Raw genomic sequence first — 21,423 nt, forward strand, 5'->3', positions numbered from 1 at the left:
CGCTATTTGGCTTTGATTAGCAAAGGATAAGGATTGACCGCACTGCCATTGATGTAAACCCCATAATGGACGTGGGGTGGTGTCCCTTTAGCATTGCCGCTATCGCCAACATAACCTACTGTATCTCCTGCCTCGATCCATTGATTAGGACTGATATCGGCATAGTCTTCTAAGTGCGCATAGTAATGTCCCGCGCCACCAGGCCCTACGATAACCACTACTTTTCCACCTAATCTATCATCACCGACTTTGCTTACTACTCCTTGGGTAGTGGCTTTAATCGGAGTATTGCGTGGCGCAAAGATATCTATACCTTCGTGACGGCGTCCTTCGCTACGTGCACCGCCCCAAGTATCAGTCAAATGCTGACCTAGTAACGGACTGGGTAAGCTATTGTCTGTCGGTAGCGGTTGTTGCAATAGATTTACCTGCTGCCATTTTGCTACTACAAAGCGCTGTGACTGTTGACTGATAGTAGGTAATAGCTTGTCAAATAAAAACAACAGACCCAATAAAAGCATTGATCTCACTATTAGTTTTAATAACCGACTAAATAGTGATGGCGGTGCTTGCCGATATTGGTCATTGAGGGGCATCGATTTTCCTTATTATTAACTACTTTTTTATTAACTGCTTTTAATTTTAGCAGGTTTATTTACTGCGGTTATGTTGGTAGCAATACTAAGATAACCGCCTTCTTATCTTGCAGACGGGCAAAGCGGTGTCTACTTGTGAACGCTCAATACGCCCTAATATATGAAGATTATTTTAGACCTTATTCAATGGTGTTTAACCATAAATTTTCTATATATTGTAATGGCTACTGCTTATGACTCCCGTTGCTACAGCGCTTATTATTGATACCGAAACCGATCAAGGAAGTGATCCAAGACCTATTCAAGTAGCGACTATAAATGTCGCTACCGGTTTTGAGTGGATGCAGTATTTTAACAGTGGTCGTTCGATATCGCCTGTAGTGATAAAAGTGCATGGCATTACTGATGAGCGTGTCGCAGGTCTGGCAAGTTTTCAGTTGGATGAGTTCGAATTACCAGAGTATCTTATTGGCCATAATGTTCGCTTTGACTGGCGAGTGATTGGCAGGCCATCGACTAAGCTGATATGTACGGTTCGGCTGGCACGCGCCGCTTTTCCAGAATGGCGCTTTTATGGTCAGTCCAAATGTATCGAACAGCTATTAGGTAAAGGCGAGGCCAGTAAAATGACCATAGCCGCCCACGATGCGCTAGGCGATGCGCGGATGTGTTACTTACTTTATAAGGCTTGTTGTGAGCGCTTGGAGATTGATGCTACTGACTTTGCCGCTGCTCACAAAATCTCCAACACCGCTAACCCAGTAAGCAAGATGCCGTTTGGCAAGTATAAAGGTCAAGCGATCAAAGAAGTACCGATCAACTATATTAAGTGGATGCTAGGTAATATTCATAATATGCAGCCCTCATTACATACGGCTTTGACTGAGCGTATAACTGCTGCAAAACTGGCTGATGAATCACTAGAGTAAGTCGTAGACTAAGCAATTTTATCGCAGGTTGAGCTGGTAAAAAACCCTACATAACCACAAATAATTATAAGAAAAAAGGGAATAATCAATAATGGGCATTACCGAAGCGGTGCTATTTTGGGGCTTTTTGCTGGTTTACGGGGTGACTATGTATGTTCTGTCACCGAAAAGTCGCAACTCAAAATCATTCTATAAAGGGGCAGATGAGCAAGGTAATCCAGTAGGGCAATGGCCGCTTACAGCCAGTATTTTTATCAGTTGGATTTTTGCTAAGTCAGTGACTAATGCTGCCAATTTAGGCGCAGATTATGGGGTGGTAGGTGGTTTGGCCTATGCCAGTTATTGGCTGTCTATCCCAGTAGCGGGCTATGTCATCTATCTGATTCGCAGTCGGACAGGCGCAGGTAGTATTCAAGAGTTTTTGACCTCGCGTTTTGGCCGTTTTGCGGCGTTGGCATTCGCAGCGGCTATCTTAATTCGTTTGTACAATGAAATTTGGAGTAATACAGCTGTCGTTGGTGGTTATTTTGGTCTGCCGGGGCAATGGCAGTATTATACTGCCGCTATGGTGTTTACTGGATTTACCTTAGCCTATAGCCTAAAAGGTGGGCTGCGCTCATCGATCTTTACCGATGTGATCCAAGCCTTTATGTTCGTGTTCTTTTTAGGGGCAGTGATGTTTATGATCTTGCCAGCTAATGAGCCTGAGGTACTGCTACGAGAAGGGAGTTTTAGGCTCGATTCTGGAGTAGATTTGTTATTAGTGGCGTTACTGCAACTGTTTAGCTATCCTTTTCATGATCCTGTATTAACCGACCGTGCTTTTGTAAATAACGAAAAAACTATGTTAAAGAGTTTTATAGTCGCTGGGCTATTAGGGTTTATCGCGATATTTATATTCAGCTTAGTTGGGGTACACGCTCGGCTAAACGGTATCGAAACTATGGGTAACGCACCAGTAGCCGTAGGTCGATCATTAGGATTGGCAGCGTTATTCTTTATGAGTGTGATTATGATGACCTCTGCCGGTTCGACCTTGGACTCTACTTTTACTTCTTTAGCCAAATCATTAGCAGTTGATCTACCCCGTCTAGTACGCCAAACGGCAGCTAGTCTGCCTAGCATGCGAGTAGGGGCTATAGTGATGATTGTTTTTGCGTTATTAGGTAATATTCCGATGTTCGCTGGCACTGATATTTTAGCGGCAACTACCATATCTGGAACTATGGTGATGGGGCTAGCGCCTGTTTTTCTATTCTATGGTTTTACCCGTTGGTCGCCATGGAGCTTTCATCTGAGTTTTTGGACAGGTTTATTACTAGGCATCGCTTTTGCATTAGATGTAATCCCAGCCAGCTGGGCGATTGGCGAAGGTAAATATGGGGTATTACTAGGGGTGAACGCTTGGGGCTTAGTACTTTGTACGCTAGGCTTTTTTGTGCCGCTATTAGTCAGCCGTGGACGCAATAAACCCAAATTAATCGCAGGTGCTTAATAGCCGTTTTGCTAGTGATGATGTATCAATGGTCATTAAACCAATCAACTGCCATCTGCCACAGCTCCGGGGCTTGCTGATAGGTTTTGCGACTGAAGTAGCGCATGTGCCCAATGCTATCTAGACCGAAGTCTTGAGGATGCAAGAAGTGCTTTTGCACTGGCATCTGACTATAGACCCTAGTCATGTCATCGATATTGTCACTATTGGCGATATCATCATCGCTAAAGCCTAGCCATAACGATGGCATAGTCAGCTGATCATAAAAGTGAGTGTATATACTTGTGCCAAAAGCAGTCTTGATGTAGCCAGCACCGTTGCACCACTCGCGCCATTGTCTAGCGACGCCGCGTGGTAAGGGCTCTCCCATACCGATTTTGTCAGTGGCAGTATAGCCCAAAGTTAGATTGCTTAGCGGGATAAATAGCTGCATAAAACTCGACGCTCTGAGCCTATAAGGTATAGCCATATTTTTTATACGCCCCGATGAACAAGCAACGTTAAATACCGTGCTGATAGCAGCATAATTAGGCATTAAACCAATTAACTGACCCCCAGCACTATGGCCTAACAGATGATAGCTAGCGTCAGGAAACTCATAATGCAAAGCATCCAGTACTGCACTCATATCATGACGGCCCCAGCTAATTAACGAGGCATCGCATTTGGCTAAAGTACTGGAGAGTGAGTCACTGATTCCTTCATTATCAAAAGTAATCACCCCAAAGCCTTGCTCAGCTAAAAACTGAGCAAAATTATGATAAAACTGGCGTTTGATACCAGTAGCTGGTGCTATCATTATGGCCTTTTTTACTTTTTCTGATTTCTTTACATCGGCATTAGGTCGGTAAACAGTAGCCGCTAAGGCTTTATTACGCTCAGTCATTATGGTCAGTGAGTAGCTTTCGATAGCGCTAGCAGTAAGCTCTACAGTACTACCTAATGGCTGCTCAGGCAGATGGTCTTCACGCGGGTGGTTGTCTGGCATTAGTCATCTCCTAAGCGGTTGGTTTTTCACTACCTAACTACGCCATCCTGTATTAATTACGTAGTGATAAATCGTTGCTAACATCTAATAGCATGGCTTATGGTAAGATAAATAGGGGCTGAATCCAACGAATTAGCGAAAGATTTTATATCGCCGCAGTCACAGATAAAATGCAACATCATGATTTAGGTAAAAAACTTACAACTAGAAACTTAAACTAAGGCTAATTTATGCAAATGAAAATCAACAATGATACTTATGAAGTTATTACTAGCCAAGACATAGCCAATATAGAACAAGCAGTAGATAAATCTACTTTCGCCATGCCATTAGTTGCGGTCTACTGTGGTTCACGATTAGGTAATGATGAGGTTTATGAACAAGCAGCTCGCGAATTAGGTAGTGCTTTAGCCAATAACGGCATGGGCCTAGTGTATGGTGGCGCTAGTATCGGTCTAATGGGTGCAGTAGCTGATGGAGTTATCGATAATGGCGCACAAGCTGTTGGAGTAATTCCAACCTTTATGCTCAAGCATGAGATTGCTCATCAAAAACTAACACGCTTGCATCTGACCGATACTATGCACACGCGTAAGACGGTTATGGCAGAATATGCCGATGCTTTTATTACCCTACCAGGCGGTCTAGGTACCTTAGAGGAAATTATGGAAATCGCCACTTGGCGACAGTTGTATCAACATGAAAAACCGATGATTATTCTTAACATCAACGGTTTTTATGACTGCCTGATTGAGCATCTTAAATATACTGCTGATCAAGGTTTTATGAAGCAAGAGGATCTCGATCGTTTGGTAGTCTGCAACACTATTGCTGAGGCTATTGATTTGCTACAAGCAATAGTCAAAATTGATGAAGCTGTCGACACCAAAAAAATGGTAGGAAACTAGTAGCGTTAGTTGCGCTAGATTACTGAAGACCAAAATTTATATAGTGGCTGTTAGCTGGCTTTTATAAAGCGCTAGTTAGAATTAAAAAAAAGGCATAGATTAATAATCTATGCCTTTTTTTAACTGTACCCTTGGCACTGTGATTAACTAAGGTAATCACAATATTCATAACAACATTTAGACAGAAACAGGGGTTAAGTCATCTAGCGCTATCTCACTCACGCTATGATTGACATCAGCCATGCGAATAGGGAATCCACGCTGCTCGGCTAATACTCTGGCGGCTACATCTATGCTCGAACTATCGTTATGAGCAAGGTAGTCCCACTGATGAGCATAGCGATTCTCATTGCCTGGCAAGTTACTATCTAACAGTCCAAGTTCAGTCAATTGTTCGACGATTTCATCAGCAGCAATCAAAGTAGACGATGCTTTGACATTTTCGGCACGAGCATAGTGTAGATTAGGATACAAGCTCACATCTGCAACTCGCAGCGTATCATCCTCGCCTGGAATTTGTTGACCACCATATAGCGCATTGCCTATAGTTCTAGCACTATTAAAAGTCGGTACAAACTCTGCTACATAATCAATAGACTGCTGGCTACGTGCTTGTAATGGGGCTTTGTCCCAGCCATCTTCAATATAATGTACGTACTGCTGTGGCAATTTAGGCTGAGCACTATCTTTAGTAGAAGCTACTAAGCCGTCATCGAATAAGGTAATAAACTTACTCATACCATGGATTTGAAAATAACCCCCTGGATAAGGAGTGAGCTGAGCCATGCCCTCTGGCGTACCACGAGCACCATAAATGATGATCTCTGGTATCTGACCGCCCGCATCATCCCACTGAGTGATGTAAGAGGACTTAAACTCAACCATCCGAGTGACTTCGATCCCAACCATATCGTCGATGATACCCGTACGGAAGCCACAAGCATTAACCAAATAATCGACTTCGATAGATTCTACATTTGCGCTATCGTCTTCAGAACCGCTAGCAGTAGCGTGCCTGATTGCTTGGCTATTTTGCTGATAATCGATACGCCATTTGCTGACATGATGATTAGCATTAGTACAGTCAGTGCAATCGACTGCTACTACTTGCAGGACTTTAGTATCCGTAAACACATGAGCATGCTCATACTCAGCTAGTGCCAACTGGGCAGAGGCTGCTAAGCGGAAGATATTCCAACCATATTCTTGTACTACAATTAACGGATATTTTACTTTGTTTAAATCAAGATATTTAGCAACAGGTATCATCCATTCATCGACATTAGTAGGAATTGCTACTTGTGGACACTGAGACAGCTCAATTAGCTGTTCATGGCTATAGAGTTGATAGTAATCTTCCGGCTCACCTAAGACTTTATTATTAATATCTTGCGCGATAAGATCACGATAAGCATCCGTTAAGATATCTAAGCGTGGTAACAAGTCTTCAGGTAGTCCTTCATCGCGAGTAGGTACAGCGAATACTGTCGGACGCACATCAATAGTATAAGGATAAAGGCGTAAGATATCGATGCACTGTTTAAGTAGCGCTACGCAATCTTCATCTGGAATCTCGCGGTATAAATTACCGCCAGCGTGTAGATGACACATTGGTGGACCATCAATAAGCGATGTTTTTTTCTCAAACAAATAGGTTTCAAGCCCAAGCGCAGCTAAACGTATGGCAATAGTGGCACCTGCAGTACCGCCACCAAGAATACCAACACGTTTGGTCTGAACTTGACTAAAGTTGGTATTATTATCATTATGAGGCTGTAATTTAAAAGCCTCAGAGTAAGTATTATCAGAGAATGGCATCATCGTCGTTGTCATATCCTTTATGTCGTGAACATCAACATTATTGTTAGCACTAATATAGGCTTACAACAGGCAGTCAAAGTTGCATTTACTTAGTATTGGTTCAGCATTACGTTAGCGGTGTTGATTTTAATACTGCTGATTACTGGTGTTAAGATTGGAGCTATTTGGTTTGCAGAAGTGTATTTACTCATAGTATTGGTTATATGAGTGCAATGATTGGTGAGTTCAATAGATAGTGACTGTCAAGATGGTTGTGTTACAAGTCTTTTAATATAACCTATTGGGGGTAACCTTATTTTAATTAAAATAATAATAAACATGACAGCAAATTGGTAAGAATGTACATTCATTTTGTCAAAGGAAGCCGATAGATATACTAGAACACTACAAATATTATTGATGATAACCAGCCAGCGTAGCGACGGCTTGTATAGGTAATGATTATGAGTATTAGATGATATGTTTTGTAAGTATAATGACCAATGGAATCGACTTAATGTGAACCTGTGATATATTAAAAAAGCTCAATAATAGTTTAGAATATATTAGGTGTTTGAATATCTCAAAGTAAATAAATAAATAAAGATACTAAATTTTTTCACAATAAGGAAGTTGCTATGAAAAATATTATCATGTTGTCAGCGTTAGCAGGAGCTTTAACGCTCACCGGTTGTACAACCATGAAGGATATGATGGGCATGGGTAATTCAGGTATGCAGGATGTTCAAGCCACTACCAGTAATACAGCTCCAGTTACTAGTATGAACGGGGTGCTGGTTGATTCAATAAACAAAATGACATTGTATACTTTTGATAAAGATTCAATGAATAAGTCAGAGTGTGGTTCAGTCTGTACTGTAGCTTGGCCAGCGTTTACGGCACCTAGTAATGCTAAGTCTACAAGTCAGTTCTCAGCATTCCAACGTGAAGATGGCACTTATCAATGGGCTGCAAACGGTAAGCCATTATACTTCTACGCTAATGATACCAAAGTCGGCGATACAGACGGCGACAACAAGCTTGGTGTATGGCATGTAGTACGCACCAAATAGGGTGTTTTTAAGCTTCAATACACTCTTCACATATTATAGTTATCTTATAATAAAAAACAGCAGCTAACGTTTATCGTAGCTGCTGTTTTAGTTTTAACTTCGGTTTTAATTGTTGTTTTGATTCTAGTTAAAGATAGACTAATCAGCTTGATGACTTTTCTTTTATCCATCTATTTATTTCTTTTGGATTAGCTCGCCATCGATTTGGATGGGTACATTAGTAGTGATCCCTTGCGCAAAAGTAGTCATACCATAAGCAGCACGATCAATATTACCTGTAGCACGGAAACCAATAACTGGCTCTTTAGTCATCGGACTATTAGCGATCTTTTTCAAAGTGACGTCTAAAGTTAGCGGCATAGTCTTACCTAATAAAGTAAAGTCACCAGTAACTTTAGCTTGAATAGGATTGATGAAGTTTACTTGTGTCGATTTAAAAGTCATCGTTGGGTGTTTTTCGACATTGAAGAAATCAGCTGTTCTCAAGTGCTTATCACGAGCCTCCCACGCCGTGTTGATACTATTAGTATCAATCACAAAGTTCATCTGCGCTTTATTAGGAGCTTTCATATCATAATTGAGGCTGCCACCGACTTTATCGAAATGTCCCATAGTAGTGGAAAACCCTAAATGCTCAACTGAAAAGCCAACACGAGTATGCGAGTTATCAAGTTGCCATTGAGTTGGCGTAGCCGCAGTAGCGAGAGTAGCGACGGTTAGTGCTGCGCTGATTACTAAGGTTTTGGTTAAAGTAGTTAATGAAGTATAGCTCATCATTTATTATTCCTATTGATTAGCGTTTATTAGATCCTTGATAATGAGCAGTCGCCATACAATATTAGTATGCGAACAGTCGACTATAAAAGTTACCCACCGTTTATAACGTATCGCCAGTCAAAAGTCAGTAGTGTTATGCAAACGAGTAAGCCGTCATTGATAGCATGGCTTAAACCATAAACTAGTGTTCTAGCCGTTGTTGTAACAGTCTATCACAAGCTATAGCCTTTAATGATAACTTACCAGCGACTTGCATCGAGCGTCAAAAACCGTTAAAATCCCTTTTTGATTTTCCCGCTGTGGAAGGCTAAGAGAGCAGAGATTTGGTGTTGGGTACTGGAATAAGCCAGTGACGTGATTGCCAGACTTATAGATGTGCTTAGTGCCTCAGTTACGTATGTACTTTTTACAGAAACTTAATATATAAGTTTGGCAAATTGCCAGTAATAGTGATCATACATCGGACATAGAGAGTTTATTATGCGTAAAGATATTCATCCTGATTACCATGACGTTTTGTTCCATGATACTAACGCTGACGTTTATTTCTTAACCCGCTCAACAGTTAAGACTAAAACTACTCGCGAATATGAAGGTACAGAATACCCATATTACCCACTTGATATCTCAAGTGCATCGCATCCGTTCTATACTGGCGAACAACGCAAAACTTCTACTGAAGGCCGTGTTGCTAGCTTTAACAAACGCTTTGGTGCATTCGGTGGCCGTAATAAGAAAGCTGAAGATGCTACTCCTGCCGAGTAAGATTATCTTACTAGGTAAGTTTGTTTTACCCAGATTAGGTAATAATATTAAAATAAAAAAACCACTGACTATTCAGTGGTTTTTTTTACTATGAAATTAGCTGTTTTAACTGTTTTAACTGTTTTAGCTGTTATTGGACTTGTTACTAAACCTCATATCCCGCGTTAAGTAGTGAGCAGTTCAGTAATCAGTTCCGCCAACTGCTGCGCCCAATAGCCGTACATCAAGCTACTAGGGTGAAAGCCATCTCTGGCAAACATCACTGCAATATCGATTGGCGTGCCATTAGAGTGCTCTGCTATCATTCGTGGAAAGTCAGTGTCCATATAGCTCACACCTTGGTGTTCAGCACAAATATCGCGCAATACTTTATCCAGCTTAGAAGCTTTCGCACCTATAAAGTCACTCAAAGGAGCGGGCAAGGCGGGCATTTTTGCCATTGGTGGCAGGCTAGAAAAGATAATCTCTCGTACCCCAAACTTGCGCTTAGTAATAGCGATAATATCTTCGATTTGTTGTTGCCACTGGTGTACTGCGACGTTAGACGTCGTATCATTTACCCCAACGCTTAGCACCATCACGTCGATAGGCTGACTAGGTTTAGGCAATATGTACAAGCGCCTTAGAATATCGAAGCTAGTATGACCTGTAGTCGCTTGCACTGACCAATTCAACTCGTCAAATTGTGCCGCAAAAGCTTTATTAACTAGCGCTTGCTGCTGTAACGCTGGGATTAATTTACCAGCTAGCGCCTGTTGTTGGGTCTGACTACCAACCCCAGCCGCTGCCGAATCACCAACCACCATGATCTTAAGCGTGTCCTGATCAGTATCAGCACTATTACTTTCAGTCGAGTCTGTAAGTTTTACTTGCCCACAGCGTATGCCTTTAGGCTCAGGTAGACGAATAGTATTGCGCTTAACTTTACGACCTTGATAAAGGTAAAGAGGAGCTAACAATAAATCTTTTGCAGTAGATTTTATGTTAGTGGCTGCTACCATTTGGCACGCTCCCGAATAGTCGTTAGACTGTCTTCAGTGATTAGTTTGCCATCGACGAAGACGTCACGTAGTAAGTTATTACTATAGGCCGTTAACTCATCAGCTCTAATAGTTTTTAGCTGGCCATTACTGTCTTCTATCAAGGCTAAGCGGCCTTTTTTGGAGCGTTTAGAGTGGCTAGTGATAGGATCTTTATAGATCTCTTTCCAGTTACCATCGATAGAGATAGCGCTAGCTTTCATCGCCCAGCTCATAGTATCGCGGTTGACTTGTTGCAATAGACCGCCGCCCATACCAAAGGTAATATTATCTGCGCTAAAGCCAGCTTCCATAACCGCATCGACGATTTTACCTAGACTCTGCGGGCTAATACCGTCACCTTGAATGATGCGTACATAGTCGGGCAATACTTTATAGCCTTTGCTATTGATGGTGGTACCGAATTTGACGGCCAAACGTTGTAAGGCCTCACGGACAACTTTGATCGGCTCACCACTATCGGGCCGGATGACCAAAGTCCCGCCCATATTTTTGACGTCGTCTTTTAGACTATCGCCCCAAATATTGTCGATGGCATTCCATAAGTCATAGCTATCAGAAACTACCGAAAAGGCCTTACCTGCGCCACCAAATTGCTTGAGCATATTGGCATAAGCCGCAGTTTCCCCTTCACGTCCCCAGGCGGTCATAGTACTGTGTTCCGCCGCTGGGATAGAGAAGGCTGGCATGTCTTTATTCATACCATACCAACGACTGGCTGCCACTAGAGCAGTCATTGAGTCAGTACCCGAGAAATTCACTAAGTGCGCCAAGCTACCGAGCGCCACTGATTCAAAACTCGATGCACCACGAGCGCCAAAGTCATGTAAGCGAAACGGTAGCGAGTCAATATTGTCAGCGGATTTCTCCAAGGCTTGACGAATAATCCCTTTGCAGTAGCGTGAGACGCTGGCAACCGTCGAGGGGTACCAAATAGCCCGTAATAAGGAGGTCTCGATATAACTAGGTAGCCAATAGAATTCAGGGTCAGTGTTGATAATCTGACAGACCACGTTGGATACTGGCACGATACTGCCTTCAGGTACGGCTTCAATACGTAGCGGCAAATAACCACCATGTTTTGCTAATAAAAGCTCCCAGCCAGCACGGTTAAAAGTCAAACCATGGGCTTGGATAATAGTTTCGGCTTCATCAATATCTTGTTGAGTAATAGGTTTACTGAGATACTCTTTAATAAATGCCTGTAAGCCGAAGAACACTACGTCGTAGTCGCCACCTCTAGCCTCAACATAGCTGGACATATACTCGCTGCCCGCTGGGTATTGCACCCAATGTGAGGTTTTATAGCTGTCGCTATTGAGAATCAAATTATTAAAATTACTAGTGTACATCACAGAACTCCTCTGCTTTGAAATACCGCAGTTTCTCTTGATTAATACGGTCAACTGCGGCGGGATTAACCTTTGCCGTCTATCGGCTTAGGCGCTAAAGCTAGTTATATCGAAATAGTTTATATCACCGCTATACAAATCGTAAAAGCTATAAAATTATATCGATTTTTTTAATCTAAAAGCTAGTCAGTTATGACTTCAACAGTCGCTATAAACCGACCATTTTAGTAATAATTGCATAGTGATCTTCAAACATCATCTTGGCATTGAGCTCAGCTAAGGGTAGCCAAAATGCTTGTGCGGCATCATCGCCACCTTTTACTTTTGGCAAACCTTTGGCGTCGTTCTTCAAGTGGAGATAAAAAGCTTGGGTAATAGTGCGACCACGCGCTGAGCGATAGGGATCATCAAAAGTATGCTGGCTATGACAAGAGCCACGCAATACTGGCTCAGGCACTTTTAGACGAGTCTCCTCGCGCAGCTCACGGATACAAGCGTCAAATAGGGTCTCTTTAGGATTGAGAAAACCACCTGGTAATGCCCAAAGACCCCGTCCTGGCATACTACGGCGCTCTACTAATAAGATATGCCCAGACTGAACTACTAACGCATCCGCAGTCATGAAGGTCGGCGGATAAGGCGCGGCTTCCCATTGTTTTTTGTAGGTATCAATAAAGCCAGCTTCTTCATTTAACTGCTTATAATCTGCGCTAGTCTTAAACTCATTTAACACTTTACGAGTCGACTCTGGCGTGCGCTCTGGGGTCGGGGTTGCGCCCATCAAATAGCTGTCCCGAATAGGGGTGGCAGATAGATTTTGATAGTTAGGAACGGCAACAGAGGCCCAGTTTGGAAATAAGGATAGATAGTATGATGAGCTGTCTTTGGAGTGGCCGATTAGGCCTATATCAGCGTGTAGATCACCAGTGACGGAGCGTACGCCGGCTTGTACATATTTGAGCCAACGGGTATCGTTATAGAGGGCGTCATCGAGCGCTACACAATGGATTCTAGCGGCTTCATCCTTTGAATAAGCACCCTTAATCATTGCGGTACGTTCCTCAACGGTAAAAGGATTGCGTAAGCTACGTGGTAAGTTGGCCGAGCCGATAAGCATAATCACTTCATCAGCACGCTTTAGCGCTTCATCAATGACCGCTTTATGCCCGCTATGAAACGGCTGAAAACGGCCAATAAAAACTAAGTATTTATAGTGTTTGTTGTCTTTTTGATCTAAGTCTTTTGCTATCAATTCACTCATAAGTGCTTACTCCCTGCAAAACATCTAGCAGTGTTTCAAAATTATTTAATGACGCTAATACTGACACAGGCGCTTAGGAACTGGCAAGTATAAAGATGTGTTGTAAGGTATGAATGTTGATGATAATCAATGGCAGTAATTTAAGCTCAAGCAGTTTGGTGATAGTTAACGATCTTTACTAGACTCATTAACTAATGGAACTACTTCGTAACATACCTTGATATAGTGGTTGACGCAAAAAATAAACTATTATTTTTTATGTTGCTTAATCCAAGCGGCAATCGTTGGCCAAATCTCTTTGGCGGCATTGCTACTTAAGATAACTCGGCTGTGGTTATAATCTTCCAAATCGCCACTGGTGCTAGAGAACTCACGGAAGACATTTGCTGGATTATTAAAATCAGTTAAAAATAGCTGGCAGCCATTAGGTGGGGCTATAAAATGATCGCCTTTAGCACTGATAGCATAGATAGGAATGGTAATAGAAGGCATTAGCAGGCGATAATCAAAGTCGGTTTTATCAGTAAAACCTACCATATTTAAACTTTGTTGAGACAAGTTACTGCAAAAATTTTTATTTAAATTCCAGTTATACCACTGACTCATAATGTAGTAGCTCTCATTAATCGGACCGAGTTTGAGCCTTTTAGCAGGCAAATGATTGAGCCATCGAGTTAGGGTTTTTAGCAGAAAGGTTTTGCTATAGCTTTGCCGATTTAATACCGCACCATAAGCTTGGCAAGCCACCATACTGATACTGCTTATTTTATTAATATAGTGCTGATTTTGAGTTAGACACATAGTCAAGCAAATGCCACCGCCGCTATGAGTGACTGCATGTAGATTGTCTAATTTTAATTGATCAAAGAGATAGTGAAGACTTGCCTCGACATCATAAAAAGCCACAGTTTCAAAATTGAATTTATCTTTAGGGGTTGAGCTGGCTCCATGGCCACGCCACTCCATAATATAGCAATTATGCCCAAGCTTAGCTAAGTAGCCGGCAATCCCTAAGCTGACTCTTTTGTCGGAAAAAGTACCGTGGATCAACAAGATGTTTTGGCTTTTAGTTTTAGCTTGAAGGCTAAGATTATCGACTGCAGAAGATTGCTTTACATAATCGTTTTTTACTATAGCAGCGAGGTGCCAGACGGCAATTTTTTCATCGTCTTTAGTAGTCACTAGATGCAAGCTTTCAGTACTCATAAGACGGACTCTTTTTGATTACAAGGTGTTATTTAATGATTTCAGAGTATCAAAATGACTAGAAAATAGTTAGTTAGCAACGCTTAAAAAAATCGTCTAAGCATAAATTCAGCTGTGGTATTAAACGTTAGCTAAGCTACTAAAATAGTTAGTCTAAGCATTATTAATAGCTGATATAAGGCAACGGTTGATAATCGAGGAGTTGACCTTAATATAGATACTAAGATGTAGCTACTAAGATATAGACATTAGCAGCCCTTAGTCGCCATCATAAGAAAAATCAAAGTTACCCATAAGTAGAAGATAACTTTAAATCAGAGTAGGGCAGTCGGAATTAGCTAGTGTTTGCGTTATAATAGACCCTATACCTTGCTAGCAGTTATTGTCAAATTCCTATAACTATAAAGTTTGCTGCTAGATAGCTTGGCTGATAGCCATTACCAATTTCATTTTTTGCAAATTTCTGACACCGTTGCTTTTATAAGCTAGGTTTAGCTATTAAACCCTGATGTCTCAACACCTACAACTCAATGAGAGCCAATTATGAGTGAACAGACCCCAAACGATATCGCACCTGCTGACAACCAAGCAACAGAATATGAGTCAGCATTAGACACGGAGCAAACTGAGACTAAAAGTAATATTACTATTACTGAGTCCGCCCAAGCCTACTTAGCTGATTTGTTATCGAAGCAAGATACTGATGGCATTGGCGTGCGTATCTTCGTTGAGCATCCTGGTACACCGCGTGCCGAATGTTGTATGGCTTATAATCAGCCAGGCGAAGAAGACAGCGCTGATTTAAAGTTTAGCTATGACAATTTCGCCGCCTTTATTGAAGCGTCTTCAGTGCCTTATCTAGAAGATGCGGTAATTGATTACAATAAAGACCGTTTCGGTGGTCAGCTGACCTTCCGTGCCCCCAATTCGAAAGTACCAAAAGTTGGTGCTGATGCTAGTGTTGAAGAGCGCATCAACTATGTGTTGCAATCAGAGATTAATCCTGGTTTAGCGGCGCATGGTGGTATGGTTGATTTAATAGAGCTTATCGAAGAAGAAGGTATTGGCCTTACTGCCGTATTGAAATTCGGTGGTGGTTGTCAAGGTTGTTCAGCGGTTGACATGACTTTACGTCAAGGTGTTGAAGTACAGCTTAAGCAGCAAATACCAGAGTTAACTCAAGTTATTGACGAGACTGACCATACTAGTACTGAGAATGCTTACTATAAATAAAAAGTATCAATAATGCGCTGCTATCATTCAAAGACTGCTTATGCATAAAAGTCATTAAGTGATTAAAAAATTGCTATTCTATTCATAATGAAGCTGGGTTACTATTAACTCAGCTTTTTTTATGGCGAGGCGTTTATTAATAAGTTTTTTAATCGAAGTGTCATTAATAAACACGGATAATAAATGCTGTTAATAAACTCTATAGCCATTTTTAATTTTATTTTTTAACAAGGAGTTAGTTATGAGTAATAAGCAGGAGCCAGTAAAAAATCAATTAGAAACTAAGCCGCGTCTAGAAACTTTAGCGATTCATGCCGGTTATAGTGTGGAACCTACCACCAAAGCAGTAGCGGTACCCATTTATCACACTAGCTCTTATGCGTTCGATAACACCCAGCATGGGGCTGACTTATTTGATCTAAAAGTCGCAGGCAATATCTATACTCGTATTATGAACCCTACTAATGCGGTATTAGAGGAGCGAGTAGCCGCCTTAGAGGGTGGTCTTGGCGGTCTTGCTGTAGCATCGGGTATGGCTGCTATCACTTATGCAGTGCAGACTATTTGCGAGATGGGCGATAACATTATTGCGGTATCAACGCTTTATGGGGGTACTTACAATCTATTTGCTCACACCTTGCCACGCCAAGGTATTGAAGTGCGTTTCTTCGACTATAACAATCCTGAGGCTATTCGGGATTTGATCGATGACAAAACCAAAATGGTCTTTGCTGAGAGTATCGGTAACCCTTTAGGTAATATCGTTGATATCCAAGCACTAAGTGATATCGCTCATGAATATGGGGTGCCAGTAGTTATAGATAATACGGTTGCTACTCCAGCATTGTGTCGTCCGTTTGAGTTTGGCGCTGATATCGTGATTCATTCGTTGACTAAGTATATGAGCGGTACTGGCACTTCCATTGGGGGTGCTATTGTTGATAGTGGCTCTTTTCCTTGGGGCGATTATCCTGAACGCTTTCCACTACTAAATACCCCTGATGCTAGCTATCATGGGGTAAACTTCGTCAAAGATGTTGGCGCAGGTGCCTTTATTGCGCGGGCACGTGTAGCCCCATTACGTAACACTGGCGCCGCTTTGAGTCCACTCAATGCCTTTGGTATTTTGCAAGGTATTGAAACTTTGAGCTTACGCATGGAGCGTCATGTACAGAATGCGCAAGCGGTCGCTGAGTATTTGCGTGATCATGATAAAGTGGCTTGGGTAAAATACGCCGGCTTAGCCGATCATCCTGATCATGAGTTGGCTAACCAGTATATGAAAGGGACACCATCGGCGATTCTAACTTTTGGCGTCCGAAGTAGTGGAGAAGGAAGTAGCAGCGAGGCAGGAGCACGCTTTATTGATGCTTTGCAATTAATCACGCGCTTAGTCAATATTGGTGATGCCAAGTCACTAGCTTGTCATCCGGCTTCTACTACCCATCGTCAGCTAAATGGTCAAGAGCTAGAGCAAGCAGGGGTGAGCGAAGATATGGTGCGCTTGTCTATTGGTATTGAGCATATCGAGGATATCAAAGCAGATTTGGCTCAAGCCTTAGCTTGTGCTTAACTCGAAGAAGTTGGCTTGATTGCTAGCTTAGCTTAATGGCTGGGTTGGTTTAATTGCTAGACTAGCTTAATGAATAAGCAACAGCTAGCCAGCTATCAAGCAAACTATTGGCAAATAAAAACCCATAGCGCAGCTATAACAGCGCTATGGGTTTTTTGTCTTAATCAGTGCCAGAATTTTGCTCAGTGACTCATTTTTAATAGTACTTAACAGCGTCTGACAGTAGTTTTAGACAGTTAGTACTCTACGGGCGATGTCTTTGTAGCGTTGTGACTCTAGACGTGGGCCGAACTGCTGAATAATTTGTGCAGAAACTTCGCCGGCAAGGTGACCACATTCTGGCAGTGTATATTGCTGAGCTAAAGCATATAAAAATGCGCCAGCATAGTTATCGCCTGCCCCATTAGTATCGATAACATCAGCGACTTTAGGGGTAGCGACTTCATGAATGATAATCTCGCCTTCATCATCTTCAGCTCTATGAGCGATAACAGCGCTGTTGGCTCCATCAGTGACTACAGCAGTCTGGCAATAATCAAGCAATGCTCGTGCTGCGGCTTTTAATTGCTTTTTCTCAGTGAATAGGCGAGCCTCTTCACTATTACAAAATATCACTGATACTTTATTGCCAAGCATATTAAGCAAGCCTTCTTTAGCAAACTTTACTACTGCAGGATCAGCAAAACTTACTGCGATTTTGGTGCCATGGATACCCGCTTGTTGGCGCAGTTTAATCATCGCCGGCTGGATACTTTCTGACATTGCTAAGTAGCCTTCTAGATATAACCATTCGGCATCGATCAAAGCTTCAAAGTTAATATTATCTTCGCTAATATCACTTGAAGTACCGAGGTAAGTCTGCATAGTGCGTTCGCCATCATCGGTGATTGCTACTACACAAGTACCTGTGACGCCACCAGCATGAATCGACTGCTCTGAAGTAGTTACGCCTGCTTGGTTTAAATCCTGCAAATAAAACTTGCCAGGCTCATCATCGCCGACTCGGCAAGCATAAAATGGCTTACCGCCTAAGCTGGCGTAAGTGAACATAGTATTAGCAGCAGACCCCCCACCAGCTTGTTTAGCTGATTTAATATCTGCTAACGCCAAAAACGCTAACAGCTCCTGCTGCTCTGCAAGCTCTGCTAAAGTCATATTACCCTTAGTTAAACCAGTATCCTCTAAGGCGGCGTCTGATAATACATATTCATGATCAACTAACGCATTACCTACTGCCATTACGTCGTACATAACTACTCCCTTTGGCTGAAATATCGAAAATAAATATTAATGAAACGGTTAAAAAAGGCTAACACCTATCTACAGTTACTGGTGCTAGGATCTTTTATTGTTGTAAGGTTAACAAACGCTGATAAAGGGCGTTCTTTTTGACTCCAGTAATATCAGCAGCTAAGGCGGCGGCTTTTTTGACTGACAAGTCTTCTAATAGACGCTTTAACAATGCATCATGAACACTTAAATCATCATCATCAGCGGCGACATTATTACCAGCCACGACGATCACCATTTCACCACGTTGCTGATTATCATCGGCTTTGACGAATTCTATCAGCGCCTCAAGGGTACTTTTATGTACAGTTTCAAAAGTCTTAGTCAGTTCGCGACAGAATGTCACTTGGCGCTCACCACCAAATACGATGGCCATATCCTGCAAACTAGCAATAATACGATGCGGTGCTTCATAGAATATTAGGGTTTCAGTAGCGGACTTTAAGGCGTCTAGCTGTTTTTGACGACCGTGAGTCTTAGCGGGCAAAAAGCCAATAAAGCTAAAGCGATCAGAGGGTAGGCCAGCTACTGACAAAGCACCGATAGCGGCTGATGCGCCTACTACTGGCGATACTGCGACTCCTGCTGCGTGTGCCGCTTGTACCAACTGATAGCCAGGGTCGCTGACTAAAGGTGTGCCGGCATCACTAATTAGTGCCACTGAATGACCTTGTTGAATCATCTCAATTATTTTTGGGGTTTGAATCGCGCTATTATGTTCGTGGTAGGCCCATAATTTATTATGACCTTTTTTATTAGATGCTTCCTCTTTAGCTGCACCATTATCTTGCGGCATTAAAGAGTCTGATGAGTGGCTATCAGGGATACTGCTATTGTTCTGACTGAGCGTTTGGTCGGCACTGTTGTCTGTATCAGAGTCTTTATTAGACTTAGTGTCTATACCAAAATGCGCTAACAGTCGGCCAGAAGTACGGGTATCTTCACAAGCAATAATAGCCACTTGTTTGAGGGTATCCACCGCGCGTGCTGTCATATCGCCAAGGTTGCCAATCGGCGTAGCGACAATATATAGACAAGCTGGCATTTTGGTGGGAGCAGACATAAAAACCTCTTAAGCTTTATTTAGAATAGCTAAATATTAAGTAGAAAAAAAGGTTAGTTTACCATGTTGTGCTATGATAATTCTGCATTGAGCGTTTGTTAAACGGTTATAAATACTATTAGTGAGTTAACAAATCGGCTCTAATTATACTTCTGTTTATTTATACGGTTGTGAGCCCCTTATATGACTAACGATAATGGTAAAAGCATTTATAAAACTAAAGCTAGCCCTAAAAGTAGTAGGGCTACAGAAAATACGGTTAAAACTAATAGTGCTAAAAATGTTACTGTTAAAACTGTCACTGCTAAAAACAGTAAGCCAAGGAATCAAGCTCAACGTCCTTTATTAGCCACTTCACCTAAGCAGCTGCAAGGTAACTATTATGAGCAACTGGCTTGTCAGTTTTTACAGCAGCAGGGTCTGACAGTAGTAGTAAAGAATTGGCAGCAGCCAAAAGTAGGCGAGCTGGACTTAGTAATGTTACAGCTAGGACCAAAAAGGCCGACGTTAGTGTTTGTCGAAGTTAGACAGCGTCAACGCTCAAATTTTGGTGATGCTGCATTAAGCGTTACTGCACGTAAACAAGCCAAAGTTATAAAAACCGCTCAGTACTTTTTACAACAGTATCCTCATTACGCTGACTATGAGTGTCGGTTTGATGTCGTGGTTTATGATATAGATAAAGGGATAAGTACTGAAAAACAGTCTAATTGTCAGCCGAATTGGTTGATAAGTGCGTTCGTGGCTCAAGCTTGGTAACCTCCTATCATAAGTTATTGCCAGTTTATAATGATCACTATTTTATAATGAACAGTAATCTGGCAGATAACTGCTTTAACAGAGCTATTTTGAAGTCGCCACTTACAGACAGTAACCAATAAGGTATCGTTACCAAAAACCTAACGGTCAGCAGTGAAAATTAAGTAAAGTAGCGTTACGTTAAACCGCATGTTTTAGATGAAAACCGCATTAGACCTTTAATAGCAATCAACAACCAACTTTAACCACCCTATTTTATGAGGCAGATAATGACAAGGATACATCGGTCCAAAAACCTTATCTCGTCACACCGAGCTATGATCGGTGTCATGGCCATAACGGCTATAATCAGTACTGGCTGTACCACTAATTATCTGACCAGTAGTGCGCAAGGTACTTATGGGGTGCCAGTGACCGAACGTACTATTCCCCAGCGGCTACTTGATCGTAGTATTGAGCATACCGCCAAGATCAATGTTTATGCTTTAGATCAAAACCTACAACAGAACAGCCGTATAAGTTTTAATAGCTTTTATAGTGAAGTATTGCTCAGTGGTGAAGTGCCTAGTGAGACAATCAAAGCCCAAGTAGAGCAAGTGATTAGCTCTATGCCAGATGTGCGCCGCGTTTATAATGAGCTTAGTGTTGGCGTGGCTCGTGGCTACAGCGCTACGGTGCAAGATGGTTATATTAACTCTAAGCTAACTGCCAAGGCATTCGCTAGCGATAAGATAAAATCTTCTCAAATCAAAACTGTAACTAATAATGGTGTGGTTTATGTGATGGGACGAATGACACCCACTCAGCAAAGTCTGTTAATCGATGTGGCTAATGATACTGCTGGTGTCACTGAGTTAGTGTTATTGACTACCTTAGTCAATGATAATGGCGCATCGATCAGCGATGAAGATATCATGTATGAGCGCAATTTGAACCCGACTGCTGAGGCCGCAGCGCTGCCAAACAATGCTCCTGTGGTTGCTCCGCTTCCAGCTATCAGAAGCAGTAGCGCTGTGCAAGGCTCATCTAGCCCTTATATTGATTTGTATAAAGATCCATAGCTTATTGATAGGCTTTCATTCGCTGTTGTATTAAGTAGTGCTATTTTTTATTTTTCGTTGCTCGCGATCATTAATAGTTTGTATAACAATGTTTCTATCTTTGGTCTAGGTTTAGCTATTCTTCACAATAAGCCCTAATAGATGTAACAGTAAAAATACGGCAAATATAAAACTAACGACTAAGATAATAATCAGATAGAAACAATGAGTAATAGAGTTCTAACTAGTCAAATTAATAGCGACTAAGCACTCAA

General features: G+C 41.9%; 19 protein-coding genes. 9 read left to right on the plus strand and 10 right to left on the minus strand.

Going from position 1 to position 21,423, the window contains the following annotated elements; translation table 11 throughout:
* Nucleotides 1-2: 2 nt before the first annotated feature.
* The gene (locus KPY62_RS09990; RefSeq protein ID WP_228730646.1) at nt 3-596 is read right to left on the minus strand and encodes a M23 family metallopeptidase; all 594 of its coding nucleotides are present in this window, start codon (nt 594-596) and stop codon (nt 3-5) included.
* A 233-nt stretch (nt 597-829) separates the two neighbouring features.
* Here KPY62_RS09990 and KPY62_RS09995 point away from each other — a divergent pair, with 233 nt between their 5' ends.
* Together KPY62_RS09995 and KPY62_RS10000 are read left to right on the plus strand one after the other, a co-directional pair.
* Entirely contained in the window at nt 830-1,525 is a 696-nt protein-coding gene (locus KPY62_RS09995; RefSeq protein WP_216581860.1) for a putative quorum-sensing-regulated virulence factor, read from the plus strand.
* A gap of 91 nt (nt 1,526-1,616) precedes the next feature.
* Nucleotides 1,617-3,020, plus strand: coding sequence for a sodium:solute symporter family transporter (locus tag KPY62_RS10000; protein ID WP_216581861.1), 1,404 nt, complete (start codon nt 1,617-1,619; stop codon nt 3,018-3,020).
* Between the two features lie 25 nt (nt 3,021-3,045).
* On the opposite strand, the gene KPY62_RS10005 is transcribed toward KPY62_RS10000, so the two are convergent.
* Nucleotides 3,046-4,008, minus strand: a complete 963-nt coding sequence (locus KPY62_RS10005; protein ID WP_216581862.1) for an alpha/beta fold hydrolase — start codon at nt 4,006-4,008, stop codon at nt 3,046-3,048.
* A 230-nt stretch (nt 4,009-4,238) separates the two neighbouring features.
* Here KPY62_RS10005 and KPY62_RS10010 point away from each other — a divergent pair, with 230 nt between their 5' ends.
* The gene (locus KPY62_RS10010; protein ID WP_216581863.1) at nt 4,239-4,916 is read left to right on the plus strand and encodes a TIGR00730 family Rossman fold protein; all 678 of its coding nucleotides are present in this window, start codon (nt 4,239-4,241) and stop codon (nt 4,914-4,916) included.
* Between the two features lie 177 nt (nt 4,917-5,093).
* On the opposite strand, the gene KPY62_RS10015 is transcribed toward KPY62_RS10010, so the two are convergent.
* Nucleotides 5,094-6,737, minus strand: coding sequence for an FAD-dependent oxidoreductase (locus KPY62_RS10015; RefSeq protein ID WP_228730647.1), 1,644 nt, complete (start codon nt 6,735-6,737; stop codon nt 5,094-5,096).
* Between the two features lie 617 nt (nt 6,738-7,354).
* Here KPY62_RS10015 and KPY62_RS10020 point away from each other — a divergent pair.
* Entirely contained in the window at nt 7,355-7,789 is a 435-nt protein-coding gene (locus tag KPY62_RS10020; RefSeq protein ID WP_216581864.1) for a hypothetical protein, read from the plus strand.
* Nucleotides 7,790-7,963: 174 nt separating this feature from the next.
* On the opposite strand, the gene KPY62_RS10025 is transcribed toward KPY62_RS10020, so the two are convergent.
* Nucleotides 7,964-8,566: a YceI family protein gene (locus KPY62_RS10025; protein WP_228730648.1), complete on the minus strand. Its 603-nt coding sequence runs from the start codon at nt 8,564-8,566 to the stop codon at nt 7,964-7,966.
* A 480-nt stretch (nt 8,567-9,046) separates the two neighbouring features.
* Between KPY62_RS10025 and KPY62_RS10030 the strand changes: the two genes are divergently transcribed.
* Nucleotides 9,047-9,331 (plus strand): type B 50S ribosomal protein L31, encoded by a 285-nt coding sequence (locus KPY62_RS10030; protein ID WP_201624352.1) that lies wholly within the window; start codon nt 9,047-9,049, stop codon nt 9,329-9,331.
* 164 nt (nt 9,332-9,495) lie between these two features.
* On the opposite strand, the gene KPY62_RS10035 is transcribed toward KPY62_RS10030, so the two are convergent.
* From KPY62_RS10035 to KPY62_RS10050, 4 genes are all read right to left on the minus strand, one after another.
* A complete protein-coding gene (locus tag KPY62_RS10035) occupies nt 9,496-10,332 on the minus strand; it encodes an SGNH/GDSL hydrolase family protein (RefSeq protein WP_216581865.1) in 837 nt (278 codons plus the stop codon).
* Nucleotides 10,326-11,723 carry a nicotinate phosphoribosyltransferase gene (locus KPY62_RS10040; RefSeq protein ID WP_216581866.1) on the minus strand — a complete coding sequence of 466 codons (1,398 nt, stop codon included), beginning with the start codon at nt 11,721-11,723 and terminating at the stop codon, nt 10,326-10,328. The genes KPY62_RS10035 and KPY62_RS10040 overlap by 7 nt, the downstream gene beginning before the upstream one ends.
* 208 nt (nt 11,724-11,931) lie before the next feature.
* Nucleotides 11,932-12,984 carry a bifunctional nicotinamide-nucleotide adenylyltransferase/Nudix hydroxylase gene (locus KPY62_RS10045; RefSeq protein ID WP_216581867.1) on the minus strand — a complete coding sequence of 351 codons (1,053 nt, stop codon included), beginning with the start codon at nt 12,982-12,984 and terminating at the stop codon, nt 11,932-11,934.
* 249 nt (nt 12,985-13,233) lie between these two features.
* Nucleotides 13,234-14,190, minus strand: a complete 957-nt coding sequence (locus KPY62_RS10050; protein WP_216581868.1) for an alpha/beta fold hydrolase — start codon at nt 14,188-14,190, stop codon at nt 13,234-13,236.
* Between the two features lie 543 nt (nt 14,191-14,733).
* Here KPY62_RS10050 and nfuA point away from each other — a divergent pair.
* Entirely contained in the window at nt 14,734-15,423 is a 690-nt protein-coding gene (gene nfuA / locus KPY62_RS10055; RefSeq protein ID WP_228730649.1) for a Fe-S biogenesis protein NfuA, read from the plus strand.
* Between the two features lie 241 nt (nt 15,424-15,664).
* Nucleotides 15,665-16,996: an O-acetylhomoserine aminocarboxypropyltransferase/cysteine synthase family protein gene (locus KPY62_RS10060; protein ID WP_216581869.1), complete on the plus strand. Its 1,332-nt coding sequence runs from the start codon at nt 15,665-15,667 to the stop codon at nt 16,994-16,996.
* A gap of 228 nt (nt 16,997-17,224) precedes the next feature.
* Here the strand turns inward: KPY62_RS10060 and KPY62_RS10065 are convergent, their stop codons facing one another.
* Nucleotides 17,225-18,247, minus strand: a complete 1,023-nt coding sequence (locus KPY62_RS10065; protein WP_216581870.1) for an adenosine kinase — start codon at nt 18,245-18,247, stop codon at nt 17,225-17,227.
* Between the two features lie 94 nt (nt 18,248-18,341).
* Nucleotides 18,342-19,349, minus strand: coding sequence for a 16S rRNA (cytidine(1402)-2'-O)-methyltransferase (rsmI, locus tag KPY62_RS10070; RefSeq protein WP_216581871.1), 1,008 nt, complete (start codon nt 19,347-19,349; stop codon nt 18,342-18,344).
* Between the two features lie 183 nt (nt 19,350-19,532).
* Here rsmI and KPY62_RS10075 point away from each other — a divergent pair, with 183 nt between their 5' ends.
* Both KPY62_RS10075 and KPY62_RS10080 read left to right on the plus strand, forming a co-directional pair.
* The gene (locus KPY62_RS10075) at nt 19,533-20,108 is read left to right on the plus strand and encodes a YraN family protein (RefSeq protein WP_216581872.1); all 576 of its coding nucleotides are present in this window, start codon (nt 19,533-19,535) and stop codon (nt 20,106-20,108) included.
* Nucleotides 20,109-20,377: 269 nt separating this feature from the next.
* Nucleotides 20,378-21,169: a BON domain-containing protein gene (locus tag KPY62_RS10080; protein WP_216581873.1), complete on the plus strand. Its 792-nt coding sequence runs from the start codon at nt 20,378-20,380 to the stop codon at nt 21,167-21,169.
* The last annotated feature ends 254 nt before the right edge of the window (nt 21,170-21,423 follow it).

Source organism: Psychrobacter sp. TAE2020, from assembly GCF_018919485.1.
GTDB lineage: Bacteria > Pseudomonadota > Gammaproteobacteria > Pseudomonadales > Moraxellaceae > Psychrobacter.

Coding starts and splice junctions, on each gene's coding strand:
- KPY62_RS09990 (WP_228730646.1), bottom strand. CDS start 596: ATGCCCCTCAATGACCAATATCGGCAAGCACCGCCATCACTATTTAGT.
- KPY62_RS09995 (WP_216581860.1), top strand. CDS start 830: ATGACTCCCGTTGCTACAGCGCTTATTATTGATACCGAAACCGATCAA.
- KPY62_RS10000 (WP_216581861.1), top strand. CDS start 1,617: ATGGGCATTACCGAAGCGGTGCTATTTTGGGGCTTTTTGCTGGTTTAC.
- KPY62_RS10005 (WP_216581862.1), bottom strand. CDS start 4,008: ATGCCAGACAACCACCCGCGTGAAGACCATCTGCCTGAGCAGCCATTA.
- KPY62_RS10010 (WP_216581863.1), top strand. CDS start 4,239: ATGCAAATGAAAATCAACAATGATACTTATGAAGTTATTACTAGCCAA.
- KPY62_RS10015 (WP_228730647.1), bottom strand. CDS start 6,737: ATGATGCCATTCTCTGATAATACTTACTCTGAGGCTTTTAAATTACAG.
- KPY62_RS10020 (WP_216581864.1), top strand. CDS start 7,355: ATGAAAAATATTATCATGTTGTCAGCGTTAGCAGGAGCTTTAACGCTC.
- KPY62_RS10025 (WP_228730648.1), bottom strand. CDS start 8,566: ATGATGAGCTATACTTCATTAACTACTTTAACCAAAACCTTAGTAATC.
- KPY62_RS10030 (WP_201624352.1), top strand. CDS start 9,047: ATGCGTAAAGATATTCATCCTGATTACCATGACGTTTTGTTCCATGAT.
- KPY62_RS10035 (WP_216581865.1), bottom strand. CDS start 10,332: ATGGTAGCAGCCACTAACATAAAATCTACTGCAAAAGATTTATTGTTA.
- KPY62_RS10040 (WP_216581866.1), bottom strand. CDS start 11,723: ATGTACACTAGTAATTTTAATAATTTGATTCTCAATAGCGACAGCTAT.
- KPY62_RS10045 (WP_216581867.1), bottom strand. CDS start 12,984: ATGAGTGAATTGATAGCAAAAGACTTAGATCAAAAAGACAACAAACAC.
- KPY62_RS10050 (WP_216581868.1), bottom strand. CDS start 14,190: ATGAGTACTGAAAGCTTGCATCTAGTGACTACTAAAGACGATGAAAAA.
- nfuA (WP_228730649.1), top strand. CDS start 14,734: ATGAGTGAACAGACCCCAAACGATATCGCACCTGCTGACAACCAAGCA.
- KPY62_RS10060 (WP_216581869.1), top strand. CDS start 15,665: ATGAGTAATAAGCAGGAGCCAGTAAAAAATCAATTAGAAACTAAGCCG.
- KPY62_RS10065 (WP_216581870.1), bottom strand. CDS start 18,247: ATGTACGACGTAATGGCAGTAGGTAATGCGTTAGTTGATCATGAATAT.
- rsmI (WP_216581871.1), bottom strand. CDS start 19,349: ATGTCTGCTCCCACCAAAATGCCAGCTTGTCTATATATTGTCGCTACG.
- KPY62_RS10075 (WP_216581872.1), top strand. CDS start 19,533: ATGACTAACGATAATGGTAAAAGCATTTATAAAACTAAAGCTAGCCCT.
- KPY62_RS10080 (WP_216581873.1), top strand. CDS start 20,378: ATGACAAGGATACATCGGTCCAAAAACCTTATCTCGTCACACCGAGCT.